Raw genomic sequence first — 593 nt, 5'->3', positions numbered from 1 at the left:
TCCTCACAACTGGGCGATGGAAAACAATATTCTCGCAGCCGGGATTTTGCGGCCTCGACGGGTTTGGTTCCCCGCCAGTACAGCACCGGGGGAAGGACGACCTTATTGGGTATCAGTAAACGGGGTAATAAGACGCTCCGGCAACTGTTGGTACTCTGCGCCCGGTCATTCATGCAACAGATTGAGCACCGGCAGGGAAAACTGGCTGACTGGGTTAAGCAGCAGCTTGAACGAAAGCACTCTAATATCGTGGCCTGTGCATTGGCTAATAAACTCGCCCGGATAGCGTGGGCCATTACGACACAACACACGGTATTTGTCGCCTAAAGCTGGCGTCATTGTGAACCTATTTAACTGTTACCCCACTGGTTTTGCGAAGACTGATAATTGATGACATGAACGGCCTACCGGCCTGATGAGAAACCTAGCATAAAAATTGGCTCCTTGAAGCCGGCACACTTTTAAGGTTCATCAGGCGCGGAACTCATCGAGGCGCAGGCTCCTTGCCTACAGTGACGCCGGATAGATTTAAGCAAGCCAAAAATTCATCAAAAATGAGTGTTGCAAAAAAGAGGGGAACCATAGATTTTATG

At 49.9% G+C, this 593-nt stretch carries 1 protein-coding gene; it reads left to right on the top strand.

Annotation, left to right across the window (positions count from 1 at the left end):
- The coding region (locus AAC147_RS10145) for an IS110 family transposase (protein ID WP_047686502.1) at positions 1–327 on the top strand (327 nt) is incomplete at its 5' end.
- Positions 328–593: the final 266 nt, after the last annotated feature.

Source organism: Xenorhabdus sp. NBAII XenSa04 (assembly GCF_963866145.1).
GTDB classification, from domain to species: domain Bacteria; phylum Pseudomonadota; class Gammaproteobacteria; order Enterobacterales; family Enterobacteriaceae; genus Xenorhabdus; species Xenorhabdus indica.
This window is presented reverse-complemented; position numbering and strand designations above follow the sequence as displayed.